Origin of the sequence: Legionella tunisiensis (assembly GCF_000308315.1) — a bacterium.
Taxonomy (GTDB): Bacteria; Pseudomonadota; Gammaproteobacteria; order Legionellales; family Legionellaceae; genus Tatlockia; species Tatlockia tunisiensis.
Genome location: NZ_CALJ01000304.1, coordinates 1 through 8,084, shown reverse-complemented (window position 1 = coordinate 8,084; position 8,084 = coordinate 1). Strand labels below are relative to the sequence as shown.

Here is an 8,084-nt window from a genome sequence, read left to right as displayed (position 1 = left end):
CTTAAGCCGCTTTTTTCAGCTTAAAAATCTGTTTAATTTTTGACATAATCACCCAATTTAAAAATTTTTAGTAGTTAGTTATTTAATTTGTATATTTAATCAGCAATGACTAATGATTTCTCAATAGGATTCGTGTTAATCTATCTGCGCTCAAGACAATGTTTACAGCATTTTATGAACTGAGAGTTGGTTAGATATAAATGTTGTAGTATTAATTACCATTTTATGGGGAAGTAGAGTAGCATGTTAGTCCACCGCATTCGGGAATTTATTAATGCTCTAGAGAGTATTAAAGATAAACTAAGTGAGGATGATTTAGCTCTTCTTAACGATTTTCAAGAAAAATATTCTGCTAAAGTTAAGCCATTGGAAGAAGTCTCTGGTGAGCTGCTATCTCCTCCAGCTCCATCTAATGTTGATCCTTTGGAGGAATATACTGGTGATCTGCCCCCTCTTTTAGATCCTGACAGCCTGTTAAGTGAAGAGGATTTTGCTTGGATTCAAGCACGTTTTGCCAAGCGTTGGAAAAATATAGCTGATACAGAGAATGATTATACTTTTTACCCCGGGGGGAGTGAACACGGCTTGGGTTTCATTGGCTAAAGATTTAGCTGCCGAATTAAAGATGCCTTATTTGTTACTGTTGATTCCAACACTTAAAAATCTAGTGGATCCCGATAAACTTTCGCGCTTGGAACAAGCTCCTGATACTCGTGCAATTTTTCTTAGTGATGATGGTGTTTGGCATAGAATTTTGGGACTCTTAGAGCATTTGCAGCACGGAAAAGGACAGTTGGCTACCTATGATATGGCCAAACAGTTTAAACCGAGGGCTTTGACGCTCAGTGAATTATATCGAATTCGTTGTAAGAGAGGCGACGATTTAGCTTTTCAACTTAAAAATGAAAATTATGCCAGCTTTTGGGATTACGTACTTCGCGTGATGGGCCCCACTTGGCAACGCCGCGGCGATTGGCCTACTCATCTTCTACCTAACCTACTTGAAATTATTGAAAATTATCATGAGGCGGTTGAGAGTGGCAAGAAAGATTTTACAAAATTTCAAAGAAATATAAAAACTTTTGCTATAGCCCTCAGTGGTTGTCCCTTAGAGGATATTAATCATTTGTATGGAACCTCAATCGATTTAGAGGATGAAAATCGCTGTTACTTAATTGAAATTCTGCTTGACTGCATGCATAACACCGATGATTTGGGTGATAAGCTGACTGCAGTGGCAAAATGGCTTTGCAAATTTGATCCTACTCTGGTTGGTAAACATGAAAAGCTGCAACCACTTTACCAATCTTTAAAAGTAGGAAAATATTTTGAAGTTGCCCAATTACGTGAATTAATTCAGGGTTTAGATCTGGATGACCATGATCCATTGAAGCCGGAGATAAGTAAGTTACTCAAGCAGCTTGATGAGGTAGATGAGATTAAGCCTGAGCTAATTGAGCAGATAAAAGGAATTTATGAGTTGCGTTGGAAGAGCATAATTGATACGCCAAATGATTATACACGAAGACAAGATAAGCCAAATCGCAGTTGGATATGTTTAGCGCGTCATTTAGCAAGTGCAGGGCATATTCACCCTAACTACTACAAGTTGCTAATCCCAACTTTAAAGTTGGACCATGATCCAGTTACACAAGAGTTATTTACAATCTATCCCTTATCTCACATGATTCTTTCTGATAATGGGACAAAGTTAATTCTTGCTCAACACCTTGTTGATCATCATAAGGCGAACGGAACTTTTTATCAGTGTAGTGAAAACCCTCCATGCCCATTAACGCAGCTAGAATTGTCTCGTTTACGCTTTGCAGTTCCTCGCTATTATGATTATTTCTGCCGCATCGTGGAGACAGAGCCCGATCCGGGTATCAGCGTAAAAACTGTTGAAGCAATAAGAGAGTTAGTTAATGGTACTTTAAATCCAGTTGGATTATTGCTTGGTTATGACATTAGCCAAACACAACTAGATGTAGCTGATAAAGCTTATATAAAATTTCTTGAGTATATTGCAGGATTGGAGCAGGCAGAGCTAGATAGACTATATAAGCAGCGAATTACCCATCGTGCCAGGCAGTTTTCTTTTGCAACAATTATGCAAAAGACTCAGCATAAATATGATGATGATGACCGGGGTTGTATTGCAGTTTATGGACAATATTTGTTGCGCTTGGTTTTAGACTATAATCCGCAAGCTGAGTTTCGCAGAGAGATAGAAAAAGACGATAAGATTGAAATTGATTCTTTACGCCGTGTTTCAGCAAGAAAAGTTTATCGGGAATATGATGAGATAAGTGAGCAAGAAGCTACTCGAAGATCTTTAATTATTCTTGTGTCGTTAATGACCCATGGTTTTAGTTATTTACCTTTTACAAGTACTTCTCTACAGATGTGGGATAAATCGAATAATGTTCCTGATTCTAATTGTATAGAGTTATTTAATGCCCTTTCTTCCTTCACTGAAAAAAGAGATGTAAAACAGAGTCGCTTCATTTATGCCTTTGTAATGGAAAATATTGTAAAGAGAGCAACGGCGACAAATGGTTTTCTTTCCTCATTGACGCGTTATAACGACACGTTGCAATGGTGGAAGAGCATAGAAGATCAGTCAATTTTTGCTAAGGAAAACAATACCTGTTTTGAGCCAGAACAATTATTTACGGTAATTTGGTCGTTGTTGTCAAAAAGACAATTTAAATCAAGGATGTTAATTGAAAATTTCCTTGAAAAAATCGTGCAAACTTCCTTACAGCCTAAAAATCCTCAGTTACAATGGGCTCGTATTAATATTGAATTTAATAAGCTGTTAAATAATATTGCATTACCTGCCGAGGATCGAGCTAACATGCTGGAAAAATTAAGAAAAGGATCTACTCCTATCGGTTCTGATCAGTATTTAAAAGCAAATCGGGAGTTTTTGACACATCGTTTAGCTAGCTGTGGAGCACGTGAAGGTTGTAAAAGGAAAATCGGATTATTTGGCGCGAATCCAGGTGCTTTTAAATTGTTCTACAGTGAGCTAACTGAAATGCTTAAAGAAGACATTTTTGGAGTTGATATAAAAAGCCTGGTGAGTACTTTACAGAAAAAATTGAAAAATTAGCCATCAGTAAATTGCAATCCGATAGTATGTCAGGGTATTTACAAACATTAAGTACGCCTATAACGGCTCAGACTTCCCCAGAGAGAAAGATAACTTTAGACGATGAACATGTAGCTATTGAGTTGGCGACTTTCGCTTAGTCTATTGCCAAATTAAATTATTTGGCAAATTGCACAGTAATTTTAACAAAGCTGTCGTAGCGTTTTTGCGTTATTTTCCCTGCATCAAGAGCCGCTTTAATTGCACAACCCGGTGTATCTTTGTGATTACAATTGCGGAATTTACATTGAGCAATAAGAGGTTTGAACTCGCGATAACCTTGAGTGATTTCAGTAATGGGCATATGCCACAGGCCAAACTCACGTACACCAGGTGAGTCAATTAAAGCTCCGCCACTCGGTAAATGATAGAGACGTGAATTGCTTGTTGTGTGACAGCCTAATTCTGAACTGACTGAAATTTCTGCTGTTTGAATGTTATTTTCGTGTGGCAAAATCCCGGCAATGAGAGACGATTTACCTACACCTGATTGCCCAACAAAGACACTGGTATGATGCTGGAGAGTTTTCTTCAGTAGCTCATAACCTTGGGTATCAAATTTGCTGGTAAATAAGATGGGATAGCCGAGTGGTTTATAGCAAGTTATGAGTTCTTGCTGAATAGTTTCGCAGGGAAGATCGTTTTTGTTTAAAACAATACAAACCTCTAAGGCTAAATGCTCGGCCATAACCAGGTAACTATCCAATAAAGGCCATGCTAGTTCAGGTTTTGCTGCGATAACGACAATGATTTGACTGATATTGGCAGCAACTGGTTTAAATAGTCCTCGCTTGTCAGGGCGACCCAGTATAGATTGACGTGGATAACGACTCACTACTACGCCTTGAGTACTACCTTCAGCTTGCCAGATGACACGATCACCGGCAACTAAAGAATCTAAATTAGGGCGAATAGAGCAATGAATACGATTTCCCTGAGTATCTTCAATTTCAGCATGGCGGCTAAAACGAGTAAGGACTAAACCCTCTTTGTCTGACATATCAGTTTTTTGACGATATTCGGCCTGCATTTTTTCAATGCGCGTTGCTTGTTGTTTGTTGATTCGTCTTTTACTCATGCTTTAAACATAGTCTATAATTGTCAGGATCTTAAACTTGTACAGTATGAAGGCAAACAGATATTAATGAAAGTTTATTTGGTGGGAGGGGCTGTCCGTGACCAATTATTGGGATATCCTGTAAAAGAGCGCGATTGGGTTATTGTTGGAGCGACTCCAGAACAATTGAAGCAACAAGGCTACCAGCAGGTTGGTCGTGATTTTCCGGTTTTTCTCCATCCTTTATCCCGGGAGGAATATGCTTTGGCTCGAACGGAACGAAAATCGGCACCCGGGTATTATGGTTTCGAGTGTAATTTTTCACAAACTGTTACTTTAAAAGAGGACTTGCAACGGCGTGATTTGACAATTAATGCTATGGCACAAGATGTTAAAAGCGGCCAGCTAATTGATCCTTACCATGGCCAAGCTGATTTACAAGCTAAGCTTTTAAGACATGTGTCACCGGCTTTCATCGAGGATCCAGTTCGAGTTTTGCGAGTAGCCCGTTTTGCAGCGCGTTACCACCATTTAGGCTTTAAAGTGGCAGATGACACGCGAGCCTTAATGTATGCAATGGTAAAGCGCGGTGAACTAAGTCATTTGGTTGCTGAGCGTGTTTGGCAGGAATGGTCACGTAGTTTAATGGAAAAAATCCAGAATTATTTATCACAACTTTAAGAGCCTGTGCTGCATTAAAAGTTGTGTTACCAGAGATAGATGCACTTTTTGGTATACCTAATACAAGAGATTATCACCCTGAGGTCGATAGCGGCGTACATACCTTGATGGTATTGAGTGCCGCAGTTGAATTGTCGGATGATCCGATGGTACGTTTCGCGGCTATTATGCATGATTTAGGAAAAGCCGCAACACCTATGGCTGAATGGCCAAAACATCACGGACATGAGGAGCGGGGGATTCCAACGATTGACGCTTTGTGCGAACGTTTGCGAATTCCTGTGGATTACCGTAAATTTGCGATCATGGTATCGCGGTTTCATTTAACTATTCACCGTTTATTTGAGTTGAATGCAAAAACAATAGTTAAAATTTTTGAGCAGACGGATGCTTTTCGTCGCCCACAACTTTTTGAGAAATTATTACTTGTCTGTGAAGCGGATGCTCAGGGTTGCGGTAGAAAAATTGATTATAAGCAAGGGCAAAACTGGCGTTACCTACTACAAGAGTGTAGTAAAATTTCCGCCCAAACTTTGATAGTGCAGGGATATCAGGGAGAAGCCATTAAAGAGGCGTTACATCAACGGCGAGTTGCTTGCGCCGATTTAATTTTGAATTCTTGGGAACAACATGAAAAACAATAATAATCTGATTTGGATAGATTTAGAAATGACCGGCCTTGAACCAGAAAAGGATCGTATCATTGAAATAGCTACTGTTGTCACTGATGCAAATCTTACTATTTTAGCAGAAGGCCCTGTTCTTGCGGTTCATCAGGAACCTTCCTTAATTGCAGGCATGGACGAATGGAATACTAAACAACATAATCAATCGGGGTTAGTTAAACGAGTACAGGAAACTACAACGACAGAAGCTGAGGCAGAAGCGCAAACAATCGCATTCCTTAAACAATATTTGGATAAGGGTAAGTCACCTATGTGTGGCAACAGTATTTGCCAAGATAGACGTTTTTTGTATAAATACATGCCCGAGTTGGCGGCCTTTTTCCATTACCGCAATCTTGATGTGAGTACGTTAAAAGAGCTAGTTAAACGTTGGCGGCCGCAATTGTTAAGTGGCGTGGTGAAAGAGTCAAAGCATTTGGCACTTGACGATATTAAAGATTCAATTGCTGAACTTGTCTATTATCGTGAACATTTTATTAATTTATCGAGTGGTAACCATGATTAATCGTGAACAATTAACTCTTCCAAATGGAGCTGACAAATTATTATTGCATTCCTGCTGTGCGCCATGTTCAGGTGAAGTGATGGAAGCTTTGTTATTTGCAAAAATTAACTTTTCTATTTTTTCTATAATCCAAATATTCATCCTTTGCAGGAATATGAAATTAGAAAAGAAGAGAATATTCAGTTTGCAAAAAAACATAACATTTCTTTCATTGATGCGGATTATGACAAGGATGATTGGTTTGCACGAGTTAAAGGACTTGAATGGGAGCCTGAGCGTGGAAAACGTTGTACAGCCTGTTTTGATATGCGTTTCGAACGTACGGCACTTTATGCTCATGAGCATGGATTTCCAGTGATAAGCAGTTCGCTTGGTATTTCTCGTTGGAAAGATATGGAACAAATTAATAGTTCAGGGATTCGTGCTGCTAGCCGTTATCCGCATATTGAATACTGGACTTATAATTGGCGCAAGAATGGCGGCTCAGAAAGAATGTATGAAATAGCCAAACGCGAAAATTTTTATAAACAAGAATATTGTGGTTGCGTTTATTCGTTACGAGATACAAATGCCTGGCGTAAGCAAAATAGTCGCGAGCGGATTAAAATTGGAATAAATTATTATAGTAACCAAAGCGATAATTCTTCAGCAGAACCAGCAGAAAATTAAAGGAGCGGTTATGATTTTTCATCAGCATGACGATGAGAAAGAGGGACATTCACATGAGCATTCGCATGGTCATCATCATAGTGTTCCTCATTTTAATCGAGCTTTTTTGATTGCCATTATTGCCAATGGGTTATTTGTTATTTTCCAGATTATTTTTGCTTATATAGCCAATTCGACTAGTTTGTTAGCGGATGCCATGCACAATCTTGGTGATGTGCTAAGTTTAATTTTAGCTTGGATAGCGAACGGATTATTGAAGCGTATACCTACGGCCTACACCACATACGGTATGAAGAAAACATCAATATTAGCTGCACTGGCCAATGGGGTATTATTAGTATTTACCTGTGGGATCATTGCTACGGAAGCGATGTATAAGTTGTTTTCACCGACTGAAATTCACGCACTTTCAGTGATGATTGTAGCTGGTATTGGTATTGTAGTTAACGGAGCAACGGCAGTGCTGTTTTGGCGTGGGGCTGATGATTTAAATATTCGCGCGGCTTTCTTGCATTTATTTTATGATGCATTAATTTCTGTGGGTGTAGTGGTATCAGCGGCCCTTCTTTATTGGACCAATTGGCTGTGGATAGATCCTATTGTAGGCCTACTAATCGCTCTTTTTATTATCAAGGGTACTTGGGCGCTTTTTAGCGACAGTTTTCGCCTAATTATTGATGGGGTTCCGCGAGGGATCTCTTGGACTAATGTACGTGAATCGTTGCAAGGAGAAGCTGGCGTTGTTGAGGTACATGATCTACATATCTGGGCAATAAGTACACAAGAGAATGCGTTGTCTGTGCACCTTTTTATGCCTGAGTTGCCATTGAGTGATGAAGCACGGCAAAAATTAGTTAGCATGCTGAGAGAAAAATACAATATTCACCATGCAACTATCCAAGTTGAACGTAGTTTACGTTTTTGTGACGATGCATGTACTCCGACCTTGAGTTAATGATTTTTAGAACTACTTGATAAAGGGATTTTTATGGACAGCACTTATGTTAAGACTACGGAAATAGGTCTTGTTTTTACCAAACAGTTTTTTCAATTTTGTTTGCAGAAACAGCTTTGTGATCCAACTTTAATTATTCATGAAGCAGAATATGCCCCTTCTGCCAGTGAAAAAATGGCACTTGCACTCAAACATCCTAAAAGAGGTTCTCATCCTATTGGTGTGCAACGCTATAATCTCTTATTCGAAAGTCAGGGTAAGCAGCAGAAAATTGTTGTTATCGTAAAATCGAAGATCAGTGAAGAAGATTATTTACAAGCAATTAGCGCTGCCTTTGTCCAATGTGGGATTCGTACAACACATCCAGTGTACGA

At 39.1% G+C, this 8,084-nt stretch carries 5 protein-coding genes and 3 pseudogenes; 7 read left to right on the top strand and 1 reads right to left on the bottom strand.

Going from position 1 to position 8,084, the window contains the following annotated elements:
• Positions 1-243 precede the first annotated feature (243 nt).
• On the top strand, positions 244-603 hold the full coding sequence (locus BN58_RS18405) for a hypothetical protein (protein ID WP_019218090.1): 360 nt from the start codon (positions 244-246) through the stop codon (positions 601-603).
• Complete coding sequence (locus tag BN58_RS18400; protein WP_019218089.1) at positions 596-3,118, top strand: hypothetical protein; 2,523 nt, start codon at positions 596-598, stop codon at positions 3,116-3,118. The genes BN58_RS18405 and BN58_RS18400 overlap by 8 nt, the downstream gene beginning before the upstream one ends.
• Positions 3,119-3,275: 157 nt before the next feature.
• On the opposite strand, the gene rsgA is transcribed toward BN58_RS18400, so the two are convergent.
• Complete coding sequence (gene rsgA, locus BN58_RS18395) at positions 3,276-4,235, bottom strand: small ribosomal subunit biogenesis GTPase RsgA (protein WP_019218088.1); 960 nt, start codon at positions 4,233-4,235, stop codon at positions 3,276-3,278.
• Between the two features lie 66 nt (positions 4,236-4,301).
• Here rsgA and BN58_RS27080 point away from each other — a divergent pair.
• The 5 genes and pseudogenes from BN58_RS27080 to BN58_RS27070 all read left to right on the top strand — a co-directional run.
• Positions 4,302-5,539, top strand: a pseudogene (locus BN58_RS27080) (multifunctional CCA addition/repair protein).
• Positions 5,526-6,086, top strand: coding sequence for an oligoribonuclease (gene orn / locus BN58_RS18385; RefSeq protein WP_019218087.1), 561 nt, complete (start codon positions 5,526-5,528; stop codon positions 6,084-6,086). Before BN58_RS27080 ends, orn begins: the two are co-directional and overlap by 14 nt.
• Positions 6,079-6,755 (top strand): annotated as a pseudogene (locus BN58_RS27075) (epoxyqueuosine reductase QueH). The gene orn and the pseudogene BN58_RS27075 overlap by 8 nt, the downstream one beginning before the upstream one ends.
• 10 nt (positions 6,756-6,765) lie before the next feature.
• Entirely contained in the window at positions 6,766-7,710 is a 945-nt protein-coding gene (locus tag BN58_RS18375) for a cation diffusion facilitator family transporter (protein WP_019218085.1), read from the top strand.
• A 33-nt stretch (positions 7,711-7,743) separates the two neighbouring features.
• Positions 7,744-8,084, top strand: a pseudogene (locus BN58_RS27070) (3-hydroxy-3-methylglutaryl-CoA reductase); the annotation flags it as partial.